Here is a 23,863-nt window from a genome sequence, read left to right on the forward strand (position 1 = left end):
CCGCATCTGACAAGTTACTTAGTTAACAACGGCTTTAAATAATGCCCGGTGTACGATTTTTCACAGGCTGCCACCTGCTCTGGTGTGCCGGCGATCAGGATTTCACCGCCGCCGCTGCCTCCTTCCGGGCCTAAGTCGATAATCCAGTCGGCGGTTTTAATCACATCCAGGTTATGCTCTATCACCACGATACTGTTGCCGTGGTCACGCAGCCGGTGCAGTACGTTCAGCAGTTGCTGTATATCGTAAAAGTGCAGGCCGGTGGTGGGTTCGTCCAGTATGTACAGCGTTTTACCGGTATCGCGTTTGCTCAGCTCGCGCGCCAGTTTTACCCGTTGTGCTTCACCGCCGGATAAGGTGGTAGCCGACTGGCCGAGTTTAATGTAGCTGAGGCCAACATCCAGCAGCGTTTGCAGCTTACGGTTAATCGCCGGTATAGCTTCAAAGTAGGCCAGGGCGTCTTCGACTGTCATATCCAGCACTTCGTGGATATTTTTGCCTTTGTATTTAATCTCCAGCGTTTCGCGGTTATAACGCTTGCCTTTACAGACATCGCACGGCACGTAGACGTCGGGTAAAAAGTGCATTTCTACTTTAATAACACCATCGCCCTGACAGGCTTCGCAGCGGCCGCCTTTAACGTTAAAGCTAAAACGGCCAACCTGATAACCGCGTGAACGGGCTTCCTGAGTACCGGCAAACAGCTCGCGTACCGCAGTAAAAATGCCGGTGTAAGTAGCGGCGTTCGAGCGCGGCGTGCGGCCGATTGGGCTCTGGTCGATGTCGATGACTTTGTCAAAGTGATCCAGGCCTTTTATTTCGCGGTGTGGTGCCGGGTCGTCGCCCTCGCCTTTATTCAGCACCCGGTGGGCAACACGAAACAGGGTGTCATTAATTAAGGTTGATTTACCTGAGCCGGACACGCCGGTGATGCACGTCATCAAGCCAAACGGAATGGCAATATCAACATCTTTTAAGTTGTTGCCGGTCGCGCCTAATACCTCCAGCCATTTTTTGCCCGGCTTATGCCGTTTTTGCGGCACTTCAATTTTACGCGTGCCAGCTAAATACTGGCCGGTGAGTGACTCTGGTGCCGCCATCACTTGTTCCAAGGTGCCCTGGGCGACAATATTACCGCCGTGCACGCCAGCACCGGGGCCGATATCGATAATATGATCGGCCATCCGCACTGCGTCTTCATCGTGCTCTACTACTATTACGGTATTACCTAAATCACGCAGGTGGGTAAGGGTGCCCAGCAGGCGGTCATTATCGCGCTGGTGCAAGCCGATAGACGGCTCGTCCAGCACGTACATTACGCCGACTAAACCGGCACCAATCTGGCTGGCCAGGCGGATACGTTGTGCTTCGCCGCCGGACAGGGTTTCAGCGCTGCGCGACAGGTTCAGGTAGTTCAGGCCAACGTTCACCAAAAAGCTTAAACGGTCCTGGATTTCTTTTAGCACTTTTTCGGCAATTTGTGCTTTCTGGCCGGTTAACGTTAGCTGCTGGAAGAATGCCATGCAGTCGCCAATCGATAATTCGACAATTTCTGGCAGGTTGGTTTGGCCGATAAACACATGGCGGGCTTCTTCGCGCAGGCGGGTGCCATGACAGCTGGGGCAGGATTGATGCGCCAGATATTTGCTTAACTCTTCGCGCACGGCATTGGATTCGGTTTCGCGGTAGCGCCGCTCCATATTGGGCAAAATGCCTTCAAACGGATGGCTGCGCTGCACGATATCGCCGCGATCGTTTAAGTATTTAAAATCAATTACCGTATGGCCGCTGCCGCGTAAAATGGCGTCCTGTTGCTTTTTGCTCAGGCTGTTAAAGGGTACATCCAAGGCAAAGCCGTAGTGATCGGCTAACGATTTTAACATCTGAAAATAATAAAAATTACGCTTATCCCAGCCGCGTATCGCGCCGCCGGCCAGGCTGAGCTCGTCACTGACAATGACTTTATTCGGATCAAAATACTGCTTCATCCCCAGGCCATCACAACTGGGGCAGGCACCGGCCGGGTTGTTAAACGAAAATAAGCGAGGCTCCAGTTCGACCATCGAATAACCACAGCTGGGGCAGGCAAAGTTAGCCGAAAACACCAGTTCAGCCGCGTCCGGCTCGTCCATCAGTGCCACCTTGGCCACACCGCCGGATAAACTAAGCGCGGTTTCAAAGGATTCAGCCAGCCGGGTTTTCACATCATCGCGCACTTTAATGCGGTCGATCACCACTTCAATGGTATGTTTTTTATGTAAGTCCAGCGTTGGCGGGTCGGATAAATCACAGACTTCGCCATCGATACGGGCGCGGATATAGCCCTGCGCGGCTAAGGTTTCCAGCGTTTTAACGTGTTCGCCTTTGCGCTCCTGCACCACCGGCGCTAACACCATTAACTTGGTGCCTTCGGGGAAGGCAGTAACCTTATCGACCATTTCGCTGATGGTTTGCGCCGTCAGCGGTAAATCATGCGTTGGGCAGCGCGGTTCACCAACGCGGGCAAATAACAAACGCAGGTAGTCATAAATTTCAGTAATGGTACCGACGGTAGAGCGCGGGTTATGCGAAGTGGATTTTTGTTCGATTGAAATCGCCGGTGACAAGCCTTCAATATGATCGACATCGGGCTTTTCCATCAAACTTAAAAACTGCCGGGCATAGGCCGATAACGACTCGACATAGCGGCGCTGGCCTTCGGCGTACAGTGTATCAAACGCCAGTGACGACTTGCCCGAGCCGGACAAGCCGGTAATCACAATCAGTTTATCGCGCGGTATGGTCAACGAGATGTTTTTCAGGTTGTGGGTGCGGGCGCCGCGAATATCGATTTTATCCATTTTGGTTTCCGGTTAGGCAGTAAATACACTTAAGCTGTACAAATATACACTACATAAGGTTAAGAAAAAACCAGCAGAGTTATCTTAGCTGCTTAGGCAGCGGCGAATTAGAACCCCGTTTCGGTCGCCACAGAGTGTCTGAGCCTTGCCGAAGGCAAAAGGCGAGTTGCTGTGGCGAGCCGGGGCGGGCGTTGTAGTTCGTGGCTAACACTGATCGTGAGCAAAAAAAGCCTCCGCACTAAGCGGAGGCAATACGGGTGAAGCGAGGGAGAGGATCTTAGAAGCTGTAGCTAATACTGAAATCGATACTGCGTGGCATGATATAGCGGCCGTTCGGGCTGCCGGCGCTGCGTGGATCGCCTTCAGTAATGCCGTCTTTGTCAGTCAGGTTGGCCACCGATAGCTGGGCTTTTAACTGCTGGGTGATCTCCAGCTGCACACCTAAATCGATTTTGCTGTAGCCGTCCAGCGTGACGCTGTTGCCATTGTCACCAAAGCGGTCGGCGACTGACGATAAAGTACCGTACACCGTAGCGTACATATCACTGACGTCGAAACCATAGCTGGGGGTAACCCGCAGCATCCAGTCTGGCTGGCGAATAGCCTGGTTGCCTACCACTAACGGGTCCGGATGGTTAGTAATTTCGGTATCCTGCACCGTAGCGTTCAGGTTAACGGCGAAACCGTTGTCGGCGCGGTAGTTGGCATCAAACTCGATACCCATGGCTTCGGTGGTTAACACTTCGGCCGGCGCGCCGGGGCGGGCGACAAACAGTTCGCCATCAACTTCGTTATAAAACGCCGTCAGGTACATGCTGTAATTTTGTTCGGCCCATTTGTAGCCCAACTCGTACTGAGTGACTTCTTTAATCAGCTTGTCGCCGCTTGTAAAGGCGCCGTAGTTATCGCGGAAATCGTCAAAAAACGGCATCTTGTTGCCTTTATTGATACGGGCAAACACTCCCATATTACGCTGCCACATCCAGTTTACCCCGGCGGTCCAGGCAGTTTTGCTTTCGTCGTAATCCACCGCTTTGCTGATATCGCCGGTTAAGCCTTCATCCACCACATAGCTAATTTTGTGGTTCTCACGGCGCAGGCCGGCATCCACCCGCCACTGTTCGTTTAACTGATATTCCACCGCGCCATAAAAAGCACTGGTGTCGCCATCGCCGGTGGCGTCGATATCGTAGTTCCAGCTGCAGCTTTGCAGGTTGTCGTTACAATCGATACCTGCTAGCGCTTCGCCGCCCTTTTCAACGACATGCCACAGCTGATTGCCGATAGACCACCAGTCCTGCACCGAGAAGTTGGTCGCGTAGTAACCCAGCGTAAATACGGCATTGTCAGTGGTTTTGCTCAGCGCGATATCATTGGTAAAGGCTTCGATGTCTTTCAGTACCACCCAGCGACCAATTTGCTGCACCACGGTATCGTCGTCATAACTGGCGCCGGTTGCAACGCCGGTGACCGGACCATTTACCCCGGCGACATTGCTAAGCGTAGTGGCACCGCCTTCCGGCACCAGGCCAAAAGTATTGGCTTCACCGGCAATATGGCTAAAGCGGTACATCAAGCGCCAGCTGTCGGTTAAGTCTAAATCAACAGTACCGCCGGTAATGCCGCCGTCCCAGCCGCGGCCATCACCAAAGTCATAGCTTTGCTCTTCGCCATCCGGACCATAGGCAATTTTACCGAGGCGGTTATTCGGGCCAATCTGGCTGTAGCTGTTATCGACCCCGGCCACATTCAGCGGAACCGGCAAATGCCAGACACCGTGATCGTCGGTCTGGCGTGTGTACACATTGATGGTGCCGTTATCCAGCTCTTTCGTTACGTTAACGGTAAACTGATGGCCTTTTTCTGAGTTAAAACCGGTTTCACGCGGGCCTTCAGAGCTGCTGATATAACCGCCGGCCATCACGTATAAGCGATCGGCAATTTCACCGCTAACCACGCCGTCTACCCGGCGCAGGCCATAGCTGGAGGTAGAAAATTTCACCAGACCTTCGGTGACTTCACTGCCTTCTTTTAACAAAAAGTTAGTGGTTAAACCTGGCTGGCCATTGGATAACACCGGCGTGGAACCGCCACGCAGTGCTTCCATAAAATGCACGGTTTCATCAAGACGGAAAATGGAGGAGTTTTCTAAAAACGATAAAGTCGGCGGCGGAAAAATTGGCGCACCGTTAAGCTGAATGGTTAAAAACGGCGCGTCACCGGTGCTGGGAAAGCCGCGCACAAACACGTTGGCGCCGGCCACACCGCCCGAGCTTTCTGCCCAGACGCCAGGCACTACAGTAAATAACTCTGCCGTGCTTTTTGGTGCCAGGCGGCCAATATTTTCGGCTGACACATTGGTAATGGCGTAACTGGTGTCTACTTTAAAGCCGGACATGCCACTGGCTTTACCGGTAACAACAATTTGTTCGATGTCACCTTTGCTTTCGGTGTCAGTTGTGGCTTCGGCACTGGTTTGGGCGAAAAGGGGCATGCTGCAAAGCAGTGCCAGTGCGGCACTGATCTTATTGAGTCGGGCTACCATCTGTTGTTCTCCTGCTATCCTGTCGATTATAAAGCCGGCGGTTATTAGTGGGTGTTTTTTTACCCTGTTTTGCTCGCTACAGTGCCGGGCGGACTTAAACATAGGTGATATTGCAATCGATTGCAATAGGGTTAATGCTGTTTTTGCATACGATTGCAGAAGAATTTTGCGGCTTAATTGTGCAGTATGGCTGACAGTGCCGTTGCCACCCTGTGCCCATTAAGGCATTATTGCTATCACTGTGAGTAAAAACCTGAGTAAAAGTAGCTATTGTGGGAATAAAACCGGCAAAAACCCTGACTTTATCTGATATTGCCCGCCTGGCTGGCGTGTCAGAGTCGACTGCGTCACGTGCCTTGCGTGATAACCCGGTGATTAATGCACAAACGCGGCAGAAAGTGCAGCAAATTGCCGCTGATCACCAGTTTAAGGTGAATGCAACTGCGCGTAGCCTGCGTACCCAAAAAAGCCATACCATAGCGGTGATTATTCTGTTTGATGCCAAAACCCAGCAGGCCATTACCGATCCGTTTTTGCTGGATATTCTCGGCGTAATTGCCGATGAGCTGACCCGCCAGGGCTACGATATGCTGCTAAGCACCAGCAAAACCACCGACAAAGACTGGCGCAGTTACTACTTTGATTCTAAACGTGCCGACGGCCTGATTGTTATCGGTCAGGGTGAACATGACGAGCGGGTTGAACAATTAAGCCATGCCGGCGTGCCTTTTGTGGTGTGGGGCGCTGCCAGCGGCACAGAGCACTTTCCGGTCATCGGCAGTGATAACCGTCAGGGCGCACAGTTAGCCGTGACGCATTTAATTGCCCAGGGCTGCAAGCGCATCGCTTTTTTAGGCGATATCCGCCATAGCGAAATTGAAATGCGCTATCTGGGCTATCAGGACGCGTTGCAGGCGGCCGGCATTAAAGCTGAACCGGCATTGCAGCTGAATACCGATTTTACCGCCCAGGATGGTTATTTGCAGACACAGCAGGCGCTGTTTGCCGAGCTTGGCAGCCTGGATGGTATTTTCGCCGCCAGTGATGCCATTGCCATGGGCGCGATGAAAGCGCTGTTGGAGCACCAGATCAAGGTGCCACAGCAGGTCGCGCTGGTCGGTTTTGATGATATCGCGATGTCGGCCTACTGCACACCGTCGCTAACCACAGTAAAACAGGACACCCATGCCGGCGGTAAATTGCTGGTAGCGCAATTGCTAAGCCGTATTAACGGCGGTAAAGCGGCATCACAGCTGCTGCCGGTAAAGTTAATAGAACGCCAATCGAGTTTGCGGAGAAATTAGCACGGTTAAACTTTGTCGTGGCTTGCGTTATCGGCAATCGATTCTGATGACGAAACGTCTGCTTGTCCTCACAGGCTGTGATACCAGATGGGCTGCTTAATTTTGTCGTGGCTTGCGTTACCATTGCTGTCGGGCTCGCCACAGCAACTCGCCCTTATGCCTACGGCAGGGCTCAGACACTCTGTGTCGCCCCGCCAGCAATGCTAACCGCCACTGCTGAAGAGGAAACTACAAATTCAGCAAATCTGTCAGTGTAACTGCGGCTACGTCCGGATACACCTTTAACGCCCCGCTTAGCACCTTGGCATCACCAATACCGATGGCTTTCATACCAGCACGGTTAATCGCTTCTATGCCGGCCAGTGCGTCTTCGACACCAATACAATGCTCTGGCGGTACACCCAGACCTTTAGCGGCGAGTAAAAACACTTCCGGATCGGGTTTGCTGTTTACGACGTTGTTGGCATCGGCAATATAGTCAAACTGCGCTGCTATACCTAAACGCTCAACCACAAAAGCCGCGTTTTTGCTGGCTGAGGCCAAGCCAATTTTAATACCACTGTGATTTAACTGCGCAAATAACGGCTGTACGCCGGGGTAGAGATTATCCGCTGTGATATGGTCGATAAGCGCCAGATAATGCGCATTTTTTTGCTGCATCAGCCGTGTTTCTTCGGCGGCGCTTAGCGTTAAACCGCCTTGATGTAAAATCCAGCGTAGCGAGCCTAAGCGATCCACGCCTTTCAGTTGCTCGTTGTCGTGCTCGGTAAAGGCAATACCCAGCTCGTCAGCTAACGCCTTCCAGGCATAAAAATGGTAGATGGCGGTGTCAGTTAACACGCCATCGAGGTCAAAAATTACTGCGCGGCAGTTCATCCGTTGTCTCCTATTGCCCGGGTTACGGTTTCACTACCGCTAAGCGTCAGTGCTTCACCATTATGAAATAACGTTAACGGCTCACCGCTGATAAGCTGATAACTGGCTTGTTGCTGGTCAGCGCTAAATTGCAACACCCGGCCGCGGTAGCTTAAACGGAAACTTAAGCGAGGCAGTTGTGCCGGTAACTGCGGCTTAAAATGCAGGCCATCAGGGCGCGAGCGCACGCCGGCAAAGCCCATCACCAGCGACATCCAGCTGCCGGCCATACAGGCGATATGCACGCCAAACTCGGTGTTAGCATGGTGGTTATCCAGGTCCATCCGGGCGCTGTCGCCAAAAAACTCATGCGCACGGCCGGTGTCGCCGGTTTCAGCAAATAAAATGCTGTGAATACAGCTGGATAAGCTGGAGTCATGCGTGGTCAGTGGTTCGTAATAGGCCAAATCACGCTGCTTTTGCGCCTGCGGTATCGCATCGTCCAGCAACAGCAGCGCCAGCACCACGTCGGCCTGTTTTAATACCTGATGGCGGTAAATCACCAGCGGGTGATAATGCAGCAGCAATGGATATTTTTCGGCTGGGGTGTTGGCAAAATCCCACGGCTGACGGCTTAAAAAGCTGTCGTCCTGCGGGTGCACCTGCAGCTGAGCGTCAAACGGCAGATACATGCTGTTAGCGGCTTGCTGCCATTGCTGCATTTCGGTATCAGTTACGCCAAGCTGCGCCAGCAGCGGGCTTTGCTCCGTCTGCAGTTGCTGCACTATTTGCAGCGTAAAGCGCAGCTGTAATTGCACCATCGCATTGGTGTAGAAGTTATTGTTTACCAGCGCCGAGTATTCATCTGGTCCGGTGACCATATGTATTTCAAACTTACCGCTGCGCGCAGAGAAAAAGCCCAGTTGCAGCCATAACCGCGCGGTTTCAACCAGCATTTCTGCGCCCATTTGCTGCATAAAGGCCCAATCTTCAGTGGCCAGATAATAGCTGCGGATAGCATAAGCAATGGCGGCATTAATGTGGTACTGCGCGGTGCCGGCCGGAAAATACGCCGAGCACTCTTCACCGCCAATGGTGCGCCACGGGTACAGCGCACCGCGGCTGTGCGACATCTGCCTGGCCCGCTCACGTGCGGCATCGAGTTGGCTGTAGCGCTGGGTTAATAACTGACGGGCAATCTCGGGCTGGGTCAGGCTCATTACCGGCACGACGTAAATTTCGGTATCCCAGAAATAGTGACCATCATAGCCCGGGCCGGTTAAGCCTTTGGCGCCGATATTGCTGTGGCCGTTACGGCCGGCCGATTGTGCCAGGCTAAACAGGTTAAAGCGCATCGCCTGCTGCAGCGCGACATCGCCATCTATTGAAACGTCGGCCTGCCGCCAGTATTGCTGCCACCACTGTTGATGTTCGCTTAGCAGGCCGCTAAAGCCCTGCTGCTGTGCGTTATTCAGCAATTGCAGCGCCTGTTGGCCCAGGCTGTCGCTCTGGTCAACACTGGCGCTATGGCAGTAGATCACCAACTTATGCAGCGTTTGGGTTTCGCCCTGTGTTAGGTGCAAGGCAAATTGCTGGTTCAGGATGTTGGTTTGGCTATCGTCCTGCGTCAGCAAGGTGGCGCAGGCCGGCAACAGATGGCCGCAGGCTGCGGCAACAATAAAATCAGCGCCTTTGGCGCGGTGCAACATCAGGCTGTGTTCGCCATCGAATTGCTGGCGCAGCAAAGTTAAGCTGTCGGCGATCGACATTTCACCTACCCGCGGGTCGTCTTTTTTATAAAAACCGGGGTAGGCTGCGTCCAGGCCGCTGCTCAGTATCACTTCGCCGGAAAAATTCAGAGCGGTAATGCTGAGCTCTATCGCCAGTAAATGCGGGTTAGCCTGGGAGACAAAACGCCGGCTGGCAATACGTAACTGCTTGCCGTTGCTGCTTTGCCATTCACTGTGTCGGCTTAATACGCCCTGCTGCAGATCCAGCGTGCGGCTGTGGCTGCTGGCACTGTCAACACAGAAGGCTTCGCCATCGACATTCAGCTTAAGCACTTTGCCGTTAGCCACCTGCAGCATTTTATGGTTGTGTTTGGCAAAGCCATAGGCCGCTTCGCCATAATGAATTGGTTCGCTGCTGTAGACGCCGTTTAAATAGGTCCCTTCGCAGCTGGCGACAGCCGCCGGTGCGCCTTCTTCTAAGGTGCCGCGTGTGCCAATATAACCATTGGCCAGGCTAAGCAGGGTTTCCTGCAGCAGCAGGTGCTGCGGCTGATAGTGGCTGTCGGTTAAAGCCCAGGGCTCAGTGGTAAGTGGCCGCACAGCAGCATGGGGATGTAACGACATAGCGGGTACCTGATTCAATTACAGTAAATAAGCTTAATATACAGCTTTTGCAATCGATTGCAATATGCAATAAAACCAGTGTATAGTGCAAAATGTCAGCAAAAGACTGGCAACAGGGTTAAATAACAACAGCTGTGAAAAGCAGCATAAAAAATGAGAACCAGATTATGGCCACTTTGCGTATCCGCTTGTCGCTGCTACTGACCTATTTTGTGTTTGCCATTTTGTTAAACAGTGTCGGCACGGTGATTTTGCAGGTGATCCACACCTATCAAATTACCAAAGCCGCGGCCAGTGTGCTGGAAGGTTTTAAAGATATCCCTATCGCTGTGGTGTCTTTTATTATCGCGTCTTACCTGCCACGGCTGGGCTATAAAGCCGCGTTGCAAATTGCACTGCTGCTGGTGACACTGGCCTGTATTATGATGCCGCTAATTCCCGCGTTCTGGACCACTAAATTACTGTTTTTCACCGTTGGTGCCAGCTTTGCACTGGTAAAGGTATCGGTGTATGCCAGTATCGGCGTGGTAACCGAAACCAAAGCTGAGCATGCTTCCTTGCTAAATTTTATCGAAGGTGGCTTTATGCTGGGCGTACTTTCCGGCTATTGGTTGTTTTCCGCTTTTATGGACCCGACAGCGCCAGAGTCCGGCGGCTGGCTGCAGGTGTACTGGTTGCTGGCGCTGCTATGTGCGGCCAATTTGGCGCTGCTAAGCAGCACGCCGTTTCCGAAGCTGGTGTTGCCGCCAACCCAACCGCTAAAACACGACTTTATAGCTATGCTGCAGCTGGTATATAAGCCGCTGGTATTTGTGTTTGTATTATCCGCATTTCTATATGTATTAATTGAACAGGGCATAGGCAGCTGGTTGCCAACCTTTAACAATGAGGTGCTGCAACTACCGAATCAGCTGAGCGTGCAACTGACCAGTATTTTTGCGGCCAGCCTGGCGCTGGGACGTATTTTAGCCGGCGTGGTATTAAAAAAACTGTCCTGGTATTTGCTGCTGAACAGCTGTCTTATTGCTATGGCGCTGCTGATCCTGCTGACCTTGCCGTTAACCCGTAACATAGCGCTGAATGCCGATGTCAGCTTATTTACGGCACCGCTGGCGGCCTACCTGTTCCCGCTGATCGGCCTGTTTATGGCCCCCATTTATCCGGTGATTAATTCAGTGATGCTAAGTGCGTTGCCTAAAATCCAGCATGCGCCAATGACCGGGCTGATCGTGGTGTTCTCGGCGCTGGGCGGCACGACCGGTTCTATGGTAACCGGTTACACCTTTGCCAACTTTGATGGCCAGACCGCGTTTTACTTAAGCCTGTTGCCGCTTAGCCTGTTGTTGCTGTCGGTAGGGCTGTTTCACCGCGAGAGTAAGCCGGCAGCAGCCTGAGCAGTTAGCGGACTAAGCGCAGTAAACTGCGGTTAAATCTGCTTAAAGCGTGCCGGTTCTGTGCTACACTGGCGCGCTTATTTAAACGGTTTACTGTCAGTTAATGCATCAGTTAAATTCCCTTGAAAAACGTGCTGCCCTGGCATTAGCGCTGGTATTTTCCAGCCGGATGCTGGGCTTGTTTATGCTGCTGCCAGTGTTTGCGCTGTATGGCACTGAGCTGGCTGGCTTCTCACCACTGTGGATTGGCCTGGCCATTGGTGCTTATGGCTTAACCCAGGCGATACTGCAAATTCCGCTGGGGTGGTTGTCAGACCGCATTGGTCGCCGCCCGGTGATGTTGGGTGGGCTGACTTTGTTTGCGCTGGGTTCAGTCGTGGCCGCGCTGGCCGATTCTGTTTATCTGGTTACTGTTGGCCGGGTGTTGCAGGGCGCTGGCGCTATTGCCGGGGCTATTCTGGCATTTGCTGCCGATGTGACCCGCGAAGAGCAGCGGCCAAAGGTGATGGCGATCATTGGCGCCAGTATTGGCCTAAGCTTTGCTGCAGCTATGGTGCTGGGCCCGCTGCTGGCGAAAGCAGCCGGGCTAAGCGGCGTGTTCTGGTTTACCGCACTGTTGGCCGGTTGCGCCATGCTGCTGGTGGCGTTTTTATTACCTCACAGCGTCAGCAAAGCACCGATGGCGGAAACCCTGGCGCTGCCACAAAGCCTGGGCGCTATGCTAAAACATCGCCAGTTATTGCAGCTGGACCTTGGCGTATTGCTATTGCATTTAATGCTAACCGCGATGTTTGTTGTATTGCCCAAGTTGCTACAACAATACGGTTTAGTTTCAACACAACACTGGCAGTTTTATCTGCCGTTGTTGTTGGGCTCTTTTGTATTAATGCTGCCAATGATGATGATTGCTATGCGCAAAGCGCAGGAAAAAGCCTTTTTTCTGCTGGCGATTGCGTTGTTAAGTAGTGCCATGTTGTTGGCATTACTGTGGCCGGGTTTTTGGCCGTTAACGCTGGCGCTATTGCTGTTTTTTATCGGCTTTAATTTTTTAGAAGCCAGCCTGCCAGCGCTGGTGTCGCGCATTGCGCCGGCCGGCCAGCGTGGCAGTGCCATGGGTATTTATTCCAGCAGCCAGTTTTTCGGTGCCTTTTTAGGCGGTGTGCTCGGTGGCGCCATAATGCAACATTCTGGCTACCAGGCTTTATTTGCCGCACTGGCCGTTATTGGTTTAATATGGCTGGCAGTTGCCAGCACCCTGCAGCTGCCACCACGCGCTCAGCGTTTATCACTTAGTGTCGCAATATTAACGGCTGACCAAGCCAAGGCGCTTGCAGCGCAGCTGACCGCGCTGCAAGGGGTGCAGGAAGTAACCATTGTTCTGGCAGAGCAGCGCTGTTATCTGAAAGTCAGCTCAGCACAGTTTGACACCGCGCAGGCACAGGCGATGATCGCCGCAGCCGGGGCTTAACATTTTTTAGGAGAATTCGCATGGCGCGTGGCATTAATAAAGTCATCTTAATTGGTAACCTGGGCACCGACCCGGAAGTACGCTATATGCCGCAAGGCGGCGCTGTGGCTAATTTAACCGTGGCCACCTCGGAAAGCTGGACTGACAAAGCCACTAACGAGAAAAAAGAGCAAACCGAATGGCATCGCGTGGTGATTTACCAGCGTTTAGCCGAAATTGCCGGTGAATACCTGCGTAAAGGCAGCAAAGTGTACATTGAAGGTAAGCTGAAAACGCGTAAATGGCAGGATAAAGACGGCGTAGAGCGTTACACCACTGAAATTATCGCTAACGAGCTGCAAATGTTAGATGGCCGCGGTGATAACCAGCAAGGCGGCATGGGTGGCGGCCAGCAGGGCGGTTACCAGAAACCGGCCCAGCAACAAGGTGGCTATCAGCAACAAGCGCAGCAGGCGGCACCGCAACAGCAGGCTTATCAGGCGCCGGCGCAAGGCGGTTACCAGCAAGCTGCACCACAACAACAAGGCGGCTATCAACAACGCCCGGCCGCGCAACCACAAGGTGGTTATCAGCAACCGGCGCAGCCACAGCAGCGGGCGCCAATGGAACCACCAATCGATTTTGATGACGATATTCCGTTCTAGGATTACCGTTCTTAAAATGTACAACGTTTTAAGATACAACACCCCGCACTGCGGGGTGTTTTATTTTGTGCCGGCTTGTGGTGCTAATGCCGCCAAAATAGCGCAATCTGGTGAGCTGTCGGCGTTGCAGCTATTGGCGAGTTGCTGTAACAACTGCTGCATGTTCTGCAATTCGGCAATTTTTTCCGCAATATTAGCCAGATGCTGCTCGGCGAGTTGTTTTACGGCGCGGCTTTCACGCTCGGGGTTTTGCCATAGCTGTAGCAGTGAGCGAATTTCGTTTAGCGAAAACCCCAGTTTGCGCGCTTGCTGAATAAACTTTAGTTGCTGCAACTGCTGTTGGTTGTATAAGCGGTAACCGGCGTCGGTGCGCGCTGGTTTTTGCAGTAAGCCGCTTTGCTCATAGTTACGGATCATTTTCGCTGACAGGCCGCTGGCAGTAGCGGCCTCGCCGATGGTTAATAAATGGGGCATTTGCACACTCCTAAAAGCGTTGTCGCTGCAGGCGCAGGGCGTTAGTGACCACCAGCACACTGCTAAACGCCATGGCGCCGCCAGCGATAATCGGGTTAAGCAAGCCCAGTGCCGCCAATGGAATACCGATGGTGTTAAAGGCAAAGGCCCAGAACAGATTTTGCTGAATATTGCGGTAAGTCGCTTTAGCCAATTGCAGCGCTGCACCGACCAGTTCGGGGTTGCTGTGCATTAAAGTAAACGCTGAGGCACTTACTGCCACGTCTGTACCGCTGGCCATCGCGATGCCCAGATCAGCCTGCGCCAGGGCGGGCGCGTCATTGATGCCATCGCCAACCATGGCGACTTTATAGCCTTGCTGCTGGTAAGCCGCTACGGCCTCGGCTTTACCTTGTGGCAGCACTTCGGCCTGCACATTATCCAAGCCCAGCTGCTCGGCAATATAGTTGGCGCTGTCTTGTGAATCCCCGGTGAGCATCGCCACTTTGATACCGCTCTGCTGCAGCTTATGCACGGCGTCTTTCGCCTGGGGCTTGGCTTTATCGGCAAAGCACAGTAAGCCAAGTAATTGGGGGCCCTGAGCGGTTTTTTCTGCCAGCCATGAGACTGATGCGCCCTGAATGCGGATGTGTGTCGTTGGCAGCGTCAGCCCCAGTTCGCGCATCCAGTTGCCTGAACCCAGCAGCAGTTGCCGCTGTTCAACGCTGGCTTTTACGCCTTTGCCGGCCACCACGCTAAAGCCGCTGGTTTCAGGAAGCGCTATCTGCTGTGCTTGGGCATACTTTACTACCGCTTTTGCCAGCGGGTGTTCGCTGTTGCTACTGAGGGCATACGCCAGCGCGACAAGTTCAGCGTCGCTGCTTTGTAGTGCGGTGACTTGCATCAGCTCGGGCTTGCCCTCGGTCAGGGTGCCGGTTTTATCAAACACAACATAATTGATTGCGGTTGCCTGCTCCAGCGCCTGCGCATCTTTAACCAGAATGCCGTGACGGGCTGCGGTGCCGGTGCCGGCCATAATGGCCGCCGGTGTCGCTAAACCCAAAGCACAAGGGCAGGCAATCACCAGTACCGCTACGGCATTTAGAATAGCTTGCTGCCAGTTACCACTGGTAAAACCCCAACCCAATAACGTTACTAAGGCTATCAGCAGCACCACTGGCACAAATATCGCACTTATTTTATCTACCAGCGCCTGCACCGGTGCTTTAGCGCCCTGTGCCTGTTCGACTAAACGAATTATTTTAGCCAGTGTCGACTCGGCGCCAACGGCGCAGGCTTCAAATTCCAACACGCCATCCAGGTTTACTGCGCCGCCGGTAACCTTGTCCGCCGCAGTTTTATGTAGCGGAATACTCTCACCGCTGATCAGCGCTTCATCGACATGGCTGTCGCCTTTAACTACCACGCCATCAGCTGCAATGCGCTCGCCTGGCAATACTTTTACCGTATCGCCCTGTTTTAGCTCAGCAGCGCTAATTTGCTGCCAGCTGTTGTTGCGCCAGACAGTGGCAGTAGTAGGTTTTAAGTTTTCCAGTGCGTTAAGCGCCGCTGTGGTGCGCTGTTTGGCGCGCTTTTCCAGCAACTTGCCCAGTAACACCAGTGTCAGTACTGCGGCACTGCTTTCAAAGTACAGGTGCGGGCCGCCATGATGGCCATCAAAGCTATACCACAGATAAAGCGATAAACCGTAGGCCGCACTGGTGCCGATGGCGACCAGTAAATCCATGTTGCCGGTTTTGGCTTTTAGCGCCTGCCAGGCCGCTTTGTAAAAGCGGGCACCAAAGTAAAACTGTACCGGTGTTGCCAACAGCCACTGCCACAGTGCGGGCAACATCCAGTCTGCACCAAACAACAGGCCGACCATCGGCAAAACCAATGGCAGCGTCAGCAGGGCTGCCCCCAGCACCGGCCAGCTTTCAGCCTGGTAAAAGCGCGTTGCGGCTTGGCTGGCACCGTGCTCTGCCGCCTTATGCGCAGTCAACTCACTGAGTTGATAACGGCTGCCAGCCAGCGCCTGCTGCAGCTGGGATAACGATAATGGCTGGCTCAGGCTAAGGTGTAGCTGCTCTGTCGCCAGATTAACGTTAGCGCTGATCACGCCGGGCAGTGTCATCAGGGTTTTTTCGATGCGGCTGGCGCAGGAGGCGCAACTCATGCCGCTGACGGCATACTGCGTTTCGATGCTGTCAAGCTGGTACCCTGCTGCGGTGATGGCTTCGGCCAGGACAGAAGTGGGTGCTGAACCACTGACGGTGGCGGTGTCGCTGGCCAGGTTAACACTGACGTCCGTCACATCATCCAACTGGCGCAAGGCGGTGCGAATACGGCTGGCGCAGGAGGCGCAACTCATACCCTTAATCTGTAACTGCTGGCTGTTTGGCATAACATTCACTCCGGTTACTGCAATAAGCGTAACACAAGGTTAAAGCTTGCCCCTAGGGTAAGGTCAATACAGCTTGATTAAGCTGAACAGTGCGTTAGCGCTCCAGATGAAAACTTTGCAGCACCCAGTCGATCAGCAGTTGGATTTCCTGCCGGTTTGGGTCGTCGTCATGGCGCACCAGATAGTAGCGATCGCGGCTTAACAGCTCTTGCTCGAACAGGCGCTGCAGGCTACCACTACTAAACCAGCCGGCGCTGATGGGCAATGGAATTAAGGCCACGCCTAAACCCTGCTGGGCGGCACGGGCGACACTGAACATACTGTCGAGCTGGATAATTTGTTTTGGTGCAAAGTTATGATAGCCAACATGCTCAGCCCACTGGTGCCAGGCGTGGGGCCGGGCCTGATGTAAAATAAGTGGTACCTGCTCCAGAATACGATAACCTTTACTGTGCCATTTCTGATACTGCTGTGGGTTACAGGCCGGGATATAGCTAATCGGAAATAAGTCATACACTTGCTTTTGCTCCGGCCTTTTTCCGGACAAAATAATGGATAAATCGGTGTATTTTGGGCTGTCACGGCGTGACTTTACCGTTTCCAGCGTCAGGTTAATATTCGGGTATTGTTCTGACCAGCCAATCAGGCGTGGCACAAATAACTCGCTGGCAAAGAATTCTGGCATCGAAATACTGACTTCCAGCATGCGCTGGGCCTGGCTGAACTCAGCAATGGTAGCCGCCAGTTGTTCCATCTGCGGTGCTATCGCCTGATAAAAGCGTTTGCCCGCTTCGGTTAATACCACCGCCCGGGTTTTGCGTTCAAACAGGGTTAAGTTCAGGTTTTCTTCCAACTGCTTAATTTGATGGCTAACCGCAGACGGGGTTAAGTACAGCTTTTTGGCCGTTTCTTTAAAACTTAAACACTCGGCGGCGACGCAAAAACAACGCAGGCCGCGCATCGGTGTGTGCAGTGGTAACATAGTTAATCCGCTTGGTTGTGAACGCTGTGCTGCCACAGTATGGCAACGCAATATGACAAGGATAAGCAAAAGCAGTACCAGCGCAAGCACCGGTACTAATTTATTGATAATTATTTACTTTAGTTTACGCCGCAGGGCTAAATCTGCCTGCTGCGCACGCTAATGGTGCGGTGTTGTCGCATCAGGGCAGCAGTGGAAAGCGGCTGGCAATATCGCTGCCGGTAAAATTTGCCACCCAGCCATCTGCATTATTAAATAAACGAATGGCGGTAAATTCCGGCTCGCTGCCCATATCAAACCAGTGCGTGGTGCCTGCTGGCACGCTGATAAGATCATTTTGCTGGCACAGTACCTGATACACCCTGCCGGCGATATGCAGACAAAATAGGCCTTGGCCACGGACAAAAAACCGTACTTCGTCTTCACTGTGGGTGTGTTCAGCCAGAAACTTTTGCCTAAGCGCCTGCTTATCCGGGTGACTGGCGCTTAATGAGATCACATCCACAGTAATATAGCCGCCTTCGGCTTGCAGTTTGGCGATATCGGCGGCATAGGCTGCCTGGATCTGCTCAGCGCTGCTGTCAGCGGTAATGGCTGCCGTTGCCTGCCATTGCTCAAAGCGCACGCCGGCACTGTTCAGCTCGCGCTGGATCAGCTTGCTGTCGCTGCTGTGTAGCAATGGCTGTGCCGGATTGTCGGCGGCAAAGACCGTGAGTTGGCTCATTTAATGTGCTCCTCAATTTCGCTAAAGCTCGGCGCCAGGGTGTGACTGCCGCCAGTCTGGCCTTCGCGGATCAGTTGTATGGTGTCAATACCCAGCGGCTGTGCGGCGTCCAACTCGGCCACCACATCTGATAAAAACAGCACTTGCTTCGGCGGTAGCTGCAGTTGCTGCAAGATGGCGGCATAAGAGGAGATGTCGCGCTTGGCACCTATGCGGGTGTCAAAGTAGCCGCTAAATAGCGGCGTCATATCGCCAAAGTCACTGTATTTAAATAATAATTGCTGGGCCTGTACTGAGCCGGAGCTGTAGACATACAGTTTAATGCCTTGCTGCTGCCAGCGGGTTAACGCGGCATACGCGTCGGCATAAACATGGCCGCGAAAAGCACCACTTTCGTAGCCCTGTTGCCATACCATACCCTGCAGCGCCTTTAACGGGGTAATTTTCTGATCTTTGGCTATCCACTCAAGCAGCTGAGCGATGATGGCATCGACAGTGGCAGCGGGTTGTTGCATAAGACTGCGGCACGCTGTCAGTTGCTCAGCAACAGCAGATTGCGCCGCATTCGCCCGGATAAAGGCCGGTAACTCAGCTGTAGCATAGGGAAACAATACCTCGGTGACAAAGCTGATGCGGCTGGTGGTGCCTTCAATGTCGGTGATAATGGCGGAGTACTTCACGGCTTACCTTGCTAGTTTTAATCTCTCAAGCTCGCAGTTTATAAGAAATTCCCAGCCTTCTAAATGCCTTTTTGCCTCGTCCAGGCTGCGGCCCCAAACATAAAGGCCATGGCCGCGTACCAGCAGGCCCCAGTTTAACGGCTGCTGTTGCCAGCGCTGGCTCACCCGGGCGGCCAGTGCCGGTATATCCTGCGTATTATCAAATAGCGCCAGCTCGCAGGGCGTATCGTGGCTGCTGTGGCCACTGATGGCTTTTTGCATCTCATAACCGCTGAACAGATAGCTGTCGTCAGTGATCAAGCGGGAGAACACCGTGGCCTGCACTGAGTGGGTATGTAATACGGCCTTGATGTTTGGATCCAACTGATACAGCCGGGCGTGCAAAGCCGTTTCTGCCGACGGCTTGCCCGGGCAGCTAAGCTCACCCTGTTGCCAGCTGACCGGCAACAGATCCTGCGGGCTCAGCTCGCCCTTATCTTTGCCGGACGCCGTTACCAGGGCACTGTGCTCTGAGCTTCGGATAGAAAAATTACCGCCGGTAGCGGGCACCCAATGCCGGCTGGCGATCCAGCGGCCCAGCGCACATAAGGCGATGGCATTGGGATTAAGCTGATGCAATTGGGCGGTATTGTTCATAATTAAGTTAACCTGGTTGCTATACGTTCAAACGTTTAGATGTCTATACATAAAACGGGCTAAATGATAGCATTCAAGCCGGTTTTCGCAACTTTTTATTGCCTTATGTCATTTACAAGCAAACTACCGGCGGTTGGCACGACGATTTTCAGCCAGATGTCACAACTGGCTGCCCAGCAGCAAGCCATTAATTTATCGCAAGGTTTTCCGGATTTTGCCGCCAGCGACGTGCTAATTAGCAAGCTGGCGCACTATGCCAGCCAGGGCTTTAACCAATACGCGCCGATGCCGGGTATTTTGCCATTGCGCGAGCAAATCGCGGCGCTGCTGCAGCACTGCTATGGCCGCAGCGTTTGTCCACAGCAGGAAGTAACGGTGACCAGTGGCGCCACTGAGGCGTTGCTGGTGGCGATAAGCGCCGTAGTCAATGCCGGTGATGAGGTGATTATCTTTGACCCTGCCTATGACAGCTATGCCCCGGCCATTGCTTTAAACGGCGGCAAAGCCGTGCATATCGCACTTACAGCGCCGGATTACCGGGTAGACTGGCAGCAGGTGGCGCAGGCGATAACGGCACGCACTAAGCTGATTATTGTCAACAGCCCGCATAATCCAAGCGGTATGGTGTTCAGCCAGCAAGACTGGCAGGCATTGCAGAGCCTGGTGGTTAAATATCATTTGTACTGTATTAGCGACGAAGTGTACGAGCATATGGTATTTGATGGTGCCGCTAAGCTCAGTGCCAACCGTTTTGCTGAGTTGGCACAGCGCAGCTTTATTGTGTCATCCTTTGGTAAAACCTTTCATGTTACCGGCTGGAAGCTGGGCTATTGTGTAGCGCCAGCGGCGCTTAGCGATGAATTTCGTAAAATTCATCAGTACGTAACCTTTTCCAGCTTTACCCCGGCACAATATGCGCTAGCTGATATGCTGGCACAGCATAGCGAACAGGTGCATCGGCTTGCCGCTTTTTATCAGCAAAAGCGCGATAGCTTTTCCACGCTGCTGGCCAATAGCCGCTTTCGCTTATTGCCCTGTCAGGGCACGTATTTTCAGCTGGCTGATTACAGTGCTATCAGTGACTTGGACGATGTGGCCTTTTGCCGCTGGCTCACCATTGAGCATAAAGTGGCGGCGATTCCGCTGTCGGTGTTTTACCAAACAGCGCCGGACAGCCGTATTATCCGCTTTTGTTTTGCCAAACAGCCCGCCACACTTAACGCTGCAGCGGAGGTGTTATGTCAGCTGTAACCGAACTTAAGGTGGCGCTGCTGCAAACGGCACTGGTATGGCAGGATGCACCGGCTAACCGCCAGCAACTGGCGGAGCAACTGCAAGCTATCAGTGCTGATGTAATCGTATTGCCGGAGATGTTTAGCAGCGGTTTTTCAATGCAAAGTGAGCAAATTGCCGAGCCGGAAGCTGACACCTTAAACTGGTTGCAGCGGCAGGCGAAGCAGCTTAATGCGGCACTCTGCGGCTCGGTTGCCACCCGTATTGCTAGCGGCTGCGTTAACCGTTGTTATTTTGTTACGCCAGAGGGTAAGGTCAGCTACTACGACAAAAAACATTTGTTCCGTATGGCCGGCGAGCATCAGGCGTATAGTGCAGGCAACCAGCGGGTGGTGGTGCAGTATCGCGGCTGGCGCATTTTGCTGCAGGTATGCTACGACCTGCGCTTCCCGGTATTTAGCCGCAGCCGTAATGACTACGATATTGCGCTGTACGTAGCCAACTGGCCGGCGGCGCGTAGCCACGCCTGGCGTACCTTATTGCAGGCGCGGGCCATAGAAAACCAGGCTTATATACTGGGTTGTAACCGGGTAGGCAGCGATGGCAATGGCGTGGCATATCGCGGCGATAGCTTAATTGTCGATTATCTTGGCCAGCCCTTGGCAGATCTGGCACCTAATCAAGCTGGTGTGTTAACCGACACGCTGGATTTAACCGCGCTGAGGCAGTACCGGCAGCAATTTCCGGCTTATCTGGATGCTGATGAGTTTTCTTTGCTATAGCACATAGCATGATACAGTTTGCTCTAAATCAACCGTTGGAGGCCATGGATGGCCGACAAATTCGTAAGGAACGAATTTGAACAGCTTTGCTGGCCCCGCAAGGGGAAAACTTCAAGGATGAAGTTTGTAGATCGAGCCTCAGGGATGATTTATGGCGTGTTGATGTGAGCGAACTGTATCAGGTCGATACCTCGGTTTTACTCAGATCCCGCCACAACAACCAAAGCCGGGTATCCAGCTCCAGCTGATGATATTGCGGCTCCATATGCTGACATAGCTGGTAAAAGGCTTTGTTGTGCTCTTTCTGTTTAAAGTGCGCCAGTTCATGCACCACTATCATGCGTAAAAACTCGGCCGGTGCCTGTTTAAACAGTGCCGCTATGCTGATGCTGTTATGGGCTTTGAGTTTGCTGCCTTGCACGCGCGAGGCAAAGGTGTGCATACCCAGTGCCTGCTTAATGATATTCAGCTTGCTGTCAAAGCGTACCTGGCTTAGCGGTGGGCTATTGCGCATATAGGCATTTTTCAGCTCATTCACATAGCTGTACAGTGCTTTATCACTTTGCACCTGGTGCGGCTGTGGGTATTTAGCGTCAAGGTACTGCGCCAGCTTGCCGCTGCTGAGCAATTCAGCGGCCTGCTGCTGGATGTTTTGCGGGTAGCCCGCCAGATAGTTAATTGTTTGCAAATTGTTTTCCCAAACTGAAACCGGCGCCATTATACGCCGAGTTAGTCGCTACGTCAGCCGCGACAGGCTTGACGTTGCCGCTTTTCGCAGTAACACTGTATGCCCATTACTAACATGAGTTTAACCAGTGAGCGAGATTAACTGGGCGGCGCTACAAAGCGCAGCACAACAGGCCGCGGCGCAGGCTTATGCGCCTTACAGCAAATTTCCGGTAGGTGTAGCGGTACTAGCCGACAGTGGCAAGATTTACAGCGGTTGCAATGTCGAAAACGCCTCATACGGTGGCACAGTCTGCGCCGAGCGTAATGCGATAGCCGCTGCCGTGGTGGCTGGCGAGCGACAATTCACTGCGCTGCTGGTGTATACCCCGCAAGCTATGTTAACGCCGCCGTGCGGTATTTGCCGCCAGGTAATTGCCGAGTTTTTTAACCCGGACGCGCCGGTAGCCAGCTGCAACCATTTACAGCAACAACAACAGTGGACGCTGGGCGAGTTATTGCCAGCGGCTTTTACCCCTACTTATTTAGCCAACAGCACTAAAGTTGGAGCCTGATAGATGATCCCACAGGAAATCATTAAAACCAAACGCAATGGCAAGGCCTTAAGCCAGGCTGAGATCCAGCAATTTGTCCGCGGCTTAACTGACGACAGTTTTAGTGAAGGCCAGGTGGCGGCGCTGGCAATGGCGATTTATTTAAACGGCATGAGTGTCGATGAAATCGTCACTTTAACGCTGGCCATGCGTGACAGCGGCACCGTATTGAACTGGCAGGGTACGCTAAATGGCCCGGTGGTGGATAAACACAGCACCGGCGGCGTCGGTGACAAAGTGACCCTGATGCTGGCACCGATGGTGGCTGCCTGTGGCGCTTATATGCCCAGCATCGCCGGCCGTGGCTTAGGCCACACCGGCGGCACTGTCGATAAGCTGGAAACGATCCCCGGCTATAGCTGCACCCAAAGCCTGAGTAAAATTCAGCAGCTATTGCCCACGCTTGGTTGCGTGATTGTTGGCCAGAGCAGTGAGCTGGCACCGGCTGATCGGCGCTTGTATGCCATTCGCGATGTTACCGCTACGGTAGAATCGATACCGCTTATCACGGCGTCTATTTTGTCGAAAAAGCTGTCTGAAGGTTTAGATGCCCTGGTAATGGACGTCAAAATTGGTAATGGCGCCATTATGCGCACCGTCGATGATGCCTCGGCGCTGGCCAATAGTATTGTCAATGTCGCTAATGGCGCTGGGGTACGTACTCGCGCCTTACTGACCGACATGAACCAGATATTGGGTGCTACAGCCGGTAATGCGCTGGAAGTAATAGAAACATTGGATTATTTAACCGGTAAATACCGCGAGCCGCGATTGCATCAGGTAACGCTGGAGTTGGGCGCTAATATGCTAATACTGGGCGGTTTACACCAGGATAAAGCCAGTGCTATAGCGGCGCTGGAGCACAGCTTAAACTCAGGCAAGGCGGCAGAGATATTCGCTAATATGGTGTCGGCACTGGGCGGCCCGACTGATCTGCTGGAAAAGCCACAACACTATTTAGCCAGTGCGCCCGTGGTGCAGGACATAGTGGCAACGCAGTCAGGTTATGTTAGTTACACTGATACGGTAGGCCTGGGTATGGCGGTGGTGCGCTTAGGCGGTGGCCGCTCGCACCCCAGCCAGCAAATTGACCCGGCTGTTGGCTTTAGCCATATACTGCCTGCGCAAAGCAAAGTGCAGCACGGAGATCGGCTCGCCCGGGTTCATGCCGCCAACGCTGACGCTGCGGCAATAGCGACCGCTGAGTATCTGGCTGCACTGACGATAACCGACCAGGCTCCGGCGGCTATGCCATTGTTGCATCACAGTATCGGTTGATGGCAGC

General features: G+C 53.2%; 19 protein-coding genes. 8 read left to right on the plus strand and 11 right to left on the minus strand.

Going from position 1 to position 23,863, the window contains the following annotated elements; genetic code table 11:
- Positions 1-14: 14 nt before the first annotated feature.
- Positions 15-2,840: an excinuclease ABC subunit UvrA gene (gene uvrA / locus EYB30_RS07845; RefSeq protein WP_166838364.1), complete on the minus strand. Its 2,826-nt coding sequence runs from the start codon at positions 2,838-2,840 to the stop codon at positions 15-17.
- Positions 2,841-3,117: 277 nt separating this feature from the next.
- A complete protein-coding gene (locus EYB30_RS07850) occupies positions 3,118-5,385 on the minus strand; it encodes a TonB-dependent receptor (RefSeq protein WP_166838365.1) in 2,268 nt (755 codons plus the stop codon).
- A gap of 272 nt (positions 5,386-5,657) precedes the next feature.
- Between EYB30_RS07850 and EYB30_RS07855 the strand changes: the two genes are divergently transcribed.
- Positions 5,658-6,689 (plus strand): LacI family DNA-binding transcriptional regulator, encoded by a 1,032-nt coding sequence (locus EYB30_RS07855; RefSeq protein ID WP_166838366.1) that lies wholly within the window; start codon positions 5,658-5,660, stop codon positions 6,687-6,689.
- 228 nt (positions 6,690-6,917) lie between these two features.
- Here the strand turns inward: EYB30_RS07855 and pgmB are convergent, their stop codons facing one another.
- The gene (gene pgmB, locus EYB30_RS07860; RefSeq protein WP_166838367.1) at positions 6,918-7,565 is read right to left on the minus strand and encodes a beta-phosphoglucomutase; all 648 of its coding nucleotides are present in this window, start codon (positions 7,563-7,565) and stop codon (positions 6,918-6,920) included.
- Positions 7,562-9,898 carry a glycoside hydrolase family 65 protein gene (locus EYB30_RS07865; protein ID WP_166838368.1) on the minus strand — a complete coding sequence of 779 codons (2,337 nt, stop codon included), beginning with the start codon at positions 9,896-9,898 and terminating at the stop codon, positions 7,562-7,564. Before EYB30_RS07865 ends, pgmB begins: the two co-directional genes overlap by 4 nt.
- A gap of 167 nt (positions 9,899-10,065) precedes the next feature.
- On the opposite strand from EYB30_RS07865, the gene EYB30_RS07870 reads away from it, so the two are divergent.
- The 3 genes from EYB30_RS07870 to ssb all read left to right on the plus strand — a co-directional run bounded on the left by EYB30_RS07870 (position 10,066) and on the right by ssb (position 13,404).
- Complete coding sequence (locus EYB30_RS07870) at positions 10,066-11,292, plus strand: MFS transporter (protein WP_166838369.1); 1,227 nt, start codon at positions 10,066-10,068, stop codon at positions 11,290-11,292.
- A 103-nt stretch (positions 11,293-11,395) separates the two neighbouring features.
- Positions 11,396-12,760, plus strand: a complete 1,365-nt coding sequence (locus EYB30_RS07875; RefSeq protein ID WP_166838370.1) for an MFS transporter — start codon at positions 11,396-11,398, stop codon at positions 12,758-12,760.
- 20 nt (positions 12,761-12,780) lie between these two features.
- The gene (gene ssb, locus EYB30_RS07880; RefSeq protein ID WP_166838371.1) at positions 12,781-13,404 is read left to right on the plus strand and encodes a single-stranded DNA-binding protein; all 624 of its coding nucleotides are present in this window, start codon (positions 12,781-12,783) and stop codon (positions 13,402-13,404) included.
- 60 nt (positions 13,405-13,464) lie between these two features.
- Here the strand turns inward: ssb and cueR are convergent, their stop codons facing one another.
- The 6 genes from cueR to EYB30_RS07910 form a co-directional block, all read right to left on the minus strand.
- A complete protein-coding gene (gene cueR / locus EYB30_RS07885; protein ID WP_166838372.1) occupies positions 13,465-13,878 on the minus strand; it encodes a Cu(I)-responsive transcriptional regulator in 414 nt (137 codons plus the stop codon).
- A gap of 10 nt (positions 13,879-13,888) precedes the next feature.
- Positions 13,889-16,261 (minus strand): heavy metal translocating P-type ATPase, encoded by a 2,373-nt coding sequence (locus tag EYB30_RS07890; protein WP_166838373.1) that lies wholly within the window; start codon positions 16,259-16,261, stop codon positions 13,889-13,891.
- Between the two features lie 94 nt (positions 16,262-16,355).
- A complete protein-coding gene (locus EYB30_RS07895; RefSeq protein WP_166838374.1) occupies positions 16,356-17,243 on the minus strand; it encodes a LysR family transcriptional regulator in 888 nt (295 codons plus the stop codon).
- 181 nt (positions 17,244-17,424) lie between these two features.
- The gene (locus tag EYB30_RS07900; RefSeq protein WP_166838375.1) at positions 17,425-17,967 is read right to left on the minus strand and encodes a 1,2-dihydroxy-3-keto-5-methylthiopentene dioxygenase; all 543 of its coding nucleotides are present in this window, start codon (positions 17,965-17,967) and stop codon (positions 17,425-17,427) included.
- Entirely contained in the window at positions 17,964-18,647 is a 684-nt protein-coding gene (mtnC, locus tag EYB30_RS07905; RefSeq protein WP_166838376.1) for an acireductone synthase, read from the minus strand. The genes EYB30_RS07900 and mtnC overlap by 4 nt, the downstream gene beginning before the upstream one ends.
- 3 nt (positions 18,648-18,650) lie before the next feature.
- Positions 18,651-19,283, minus strand: a complete 633-nt coding sequence (locus EYB30_RS07910) for a methylthioribulose 1-phosphate dehydratase (RefSeq protein ID WP_166838377.1) — start codon at positions 19,281-19,283, stop codon at positions 18,651-18,653.
- Between the two features lie 105 nt (positions 19,284-19,388).
- On the opposite strand from EYB30_RS07910, the gene EYB30_RS07915 reads away from it, so the two are divergent.
- Both EYB30_RS07915 and EYB30_RS07920 read left to right on the plus strand, forming a co-directional pair.
- The gene (locus EYB30_RS07915) at positions 19,389-20,534 is read left to right on the plus strand and encodes a pyridoxal phosphate-dependent aminotransferase (RefSeq protein WP_166838378.1); all 1,146 of its coding nucleotides are present in this window, start codon (positions 19,389-19,391) and stop codon (positions 20,532-20,534) included.
- The gene (locus tag EYB30_RS07920; RefSeq protein WP_166838379.1) at positions 20,522-21,298 is read left to right on the plus strand and encodes an amidohydrolase; all 777 of its coding nucleotides are present in this window, start codon (positions 20,522-20,524) and stop codon (positions 21,296-21,298) included. The genes EYB30_RS07915 and EYB30_RS07920 overlap by 13 nt, the downstream gene beginning before the upstream one ends.
- Before the next feature lie 178 nt (positions 21,299-21,476).
- On the opposite strand, the gene EYB30_RS07925 is transcribed toward EYB30_RS07920, so the two are convergent.
- Positions 21,477-21,986, minus strand: a complete 510-nt coding sequence (locus EYB30_RS07925; RefSeq protein WP_166838380.1) for a M48 metallopeptidase family protein — start codon at positions 21,984-21,986, stop codon at positions 21,477-21,479.
- 127 nt (positions 21,987-22,113) lie between these two features.
- On the opposite strand from EYB30_RS07925, the gene EYB30_RS07930 reads away from it, so the two are divergent.
- Positions 22,114-22,539: a cytidine deaminase gene (locus tag EYB30_RS07930; RefSeq protein WP_166838381.1), complete on the plus strand. Its 426-nt coding sequence runs from the start codon at positions 22,114-22,116 to the stop codon at positions 22,537-22,539.
- Between the two features lie 3 nt (positions 22,540-22,542).
- Positions 22,543-23,856: a thymidine phosphorylase gene (deoA, locus tag EYB30_RS07935; RefSeq protein ID WP_166838382.1), complete on the plus strand. Its 1,314-nt coding sequence runs from the start codon at positions 22,543-22,545 to the stop codon at positions 23,854-23,856.
- The last annotated feature ends 7 nt before the right edge of the window (positions 23,857-23,863 follow it).

Origin of the sequence: Rheinheimera pleomorphica (genome assembly GCF_011634895.1) — a bacterium.
In the GTDB taxonomy this organism is placed as follows: Bacteria; Pseudomonadota; Gammaproteobacteria; order Enterobacterales; family Alteromonadaceae; genus Alishewanella; species Alishewanella pleomorphica.

What these genes read in the sequence shown, in the direction of transcription:
- pgmB (WP_166838367.1), bottom strand. Translation starts at nt 7,565, where the DNA reads ATGAACTGCCGCGCAGTAATTTTTGACCTCGATGGCGTGTTAACTGAC.
- EYB30_RS07895 (WP_166838374.1), bottom strand. Translation starts at nt 17,243, where the DNA reads ATGTTACCACTGCACACACCGATGCGCGGCCTGCGTTGTTTTTGCGTC.
- EYB30_RS07875 (WP_166838370.1), top strand. Translation starts at nt 11,396, where the DNA reads ATGCATCAGTTAAATTCCCTTGAAAAACGTGCTGCCCTGGCATTAGCG.
- EYB30_RS07850 (WP_166838365.1), bottom strand. Translation starts at nt 5,385, where the DNA reads ATGGTAGCCCGACTCAATAAGATCAGTGCCGCACTGGCACTGCTTTGC.
- uvrA (WP_166838364.1), bottom strand. Translation starts at nt 2,840, where the DNA reads ATGGATAAAATCGATATTCGCGGCGCCCGCACCCACAACCTGAAAAAC.
- EYB30_RS07920 (WP_166838379.1), top strand. Translation starts at nt 20,522, where the DNA reads ATGTCAGCTGTAACCGAACTTAAGGTGGCGCTGCTGCAAACGGCACTG.
- deoA (WP_166838382.1), top strand. Translation starts at nt 22,543, where the DNA reads ATGATCCCACAGGAAATCATTAAAACCAAACGCAATGGCAAGGCCTTA.
- EYB30_RS07870 (WP_166838369.1), top strand. Translation starts at nt 10,066, where the DNA reads ATGGCCACTTTGCGTATCCGCTTGTCGCTGCTACTGACCTATTTTGTG.
- ssb (WP_166838371.1), top strand. Translation starts at nt 12,781, where the DNA reads ATGGCGCGTGGCATTAATAAAGTCATCTTAATTGGTAACCTGGGCACC.
- EYB30_RS07910 (WP_166838377.1), bottom strand. Translation starts at nt 19,283, where the DNA reads ATGAACAATACCGCCCAATTGCATCAGCTTAATCCCAATGCCATCGCC.
- EYB30_RS07865 (WP_166838368.1), bottom strand. Translation starts at nt 9,898, where the DNA reads ATGTCGTTACATCCCCATGCTGCTGTGCGGCCACTTACCACTGAGCCC.
- cueR (WP_166838372.1), bottom strand. Translation starts at nt 13,878, where the DNA reads ATGCCCCATTTATTAACCATCGGCGAGGCCGCTACTGCCAGCGGCCTG.
- EYB30_RS07900 (WP_166838375.1), bottom strand. Translation starts at nt 17,967, where the DNA reads ATGAGCCAACTCACGGTCTTTGCCGCCGACAATCCGGCACAGCCATTG.
- EYB30_RS07890 (WP_166838373.1), bottom strand. Translation starts at nt 16,261, where the DNA reads ATGCCAAACAGCCAGCAGTTACAGATTAAGGGTATGAGTTGCGCCTCC.
- EYB30_RS07915 (WP_166838378.1), top strand. Translation starts at nt 19,389, where the DNA reads ATGTCATTTACAAGCAAACTACCGGCGGTTGGCACGACGATTTTCAGC.